The organism is Leuconostoc palmae (assembly GCF_019656075.1).
Classification (GTDB): Bacteria; Bacillota; Bacilli; order Lactobacillales; family Lactobacillaceae; genus Leuconostoc; species Leuconostoc palmae.
Genome location: NZ_BPKZ01000023.1, coordinates 1 through 1,493 on the forward strand (window position 1 = coordinate 1; position 1,493 = coordinate 1,493).

Consider the following 1,493-nt stretch of genomic DNA (forward strand, 5'->3'; position numbering starts at 1 on the left):
GAACTGACTCCATGTGATTCCTGAAGCATTCGTATATTCTCCTGTCACATGGACAGCTTGATTTTGATACGCAGTTGCCATGTTAACTAGCTTAGCATTCACTTCCCCATAAGGTGTGCCACTAAACACGCCATCACGTGTTGTCCGTGGCACAATCTTAGCTTGATAATCAACCACCTTCGTTACTACTGGTGAAAATGACCGTTGATCAATCCAGTATTGTGTCCCATTCACTGTCGCTAAGTACCATTGATTACCCTGAGCATCTGAATGTTGCTTTGTTACTGACACTGTTTGCTGGTTATAGTTTGTCACATAATCGACAAACTGAGCCCCCGCTTCACCATATGGTGCTGTCTTAAACATCCCATCTGGTCGTTGGCGTGCCACAATTGTTGCATTTAATGCCACCACCTGATCAAAGGTCGCAGTAAACGCCCGCTTGTCAATCCATGTGCTTTGACCATTCAAATTCGTCAAGTAATATGTGTTGCCGACTTCGTTTGAATAAGCTTTTGAAATATGGACATAGCGTCCATTAGCTGAAAGCGTATCACCAGCCCATTGAGCCCCACTCATCTTATAAGGTGCGTTTAACCACAAACCATCTGTCCGTTGGCTGCTATTTACATACATATCATCATTCATGGCTTGCATGATTGTTGTGCTCAAAGCGCGACTATCAACCCAGACCTGTTGATTATTTAGCGTAATAAGACGCCATTGTGCACCGTAGGCATCTTGCCCTTGCTTGGTCACTTGTACATATTGCCCATTATAATCTGCCGTCATGCCTATGAGTTGTGACCCTTGACCACGATATGGCGCATTCAAGAATAACCCATCATTCCGACCATTGCTATTCACATAGAGCTGTTGGTCTGTATCACTAACTTGCATCTGTGCCAATGCATGGTTATCAACCCAGACCGTCTGGCCCCCAAGGACAACCTGACTCCAAACCGTGCCTTGATCATCAAAGTACTGTTTACTAATGGTAACTGTTTGGTTGTTGTAATTTTTAGCCAAACCGGCTAACTTATAACCCGGTTGACGGTATGGCGCATTTAAGAATAACCCATCAAGATTACTAGTTGTATTGACAAAAACCTTTTGGTTCATGTCATGTGTGAAATTGGTATTCAATGCCTGACTATCAATCCAGTACTGTGTCCCATTAAAACTAATCAGACTCCAGTCTTTTCCAGAAACGTTCGCCACCCCGGCAACGGTCACTTGTTGGCCCTTGTATTGGTTGGACATCCCAGCTAATTGATACCCCTTGACTTGGTATGGCGCATTCAAGAACAACCCATCATTGCGGTTAGCATAACTAATGAAGCTTATTTGGTTCATTGTTTTAAATGGTGTCATAGTTAACGCACGACTGTCCACCCAAAGCTTTTGTCCTTGTAAATCACCACCAGCAAAGGTAATTAAGTTCCAGCTCACACCCTTACTGTCAGTGTATTGACGCGTGACTTGCACTTGTT

At 43.7% G+C, this 1,493-nt stretch carries 1 protein-coding gene; it reads right to left on the reverse strand.

Annotated features, from left to right (window positions below; all coding sequences use genetic code 11):
• Positions 1 to 1,493: SH3-like domain-containing protein (locus K5Q12_RS07060; protein ID WP_220743115.1), on the reverse strand; the 1,493-nt coding region annotated here is incomplete at both ends.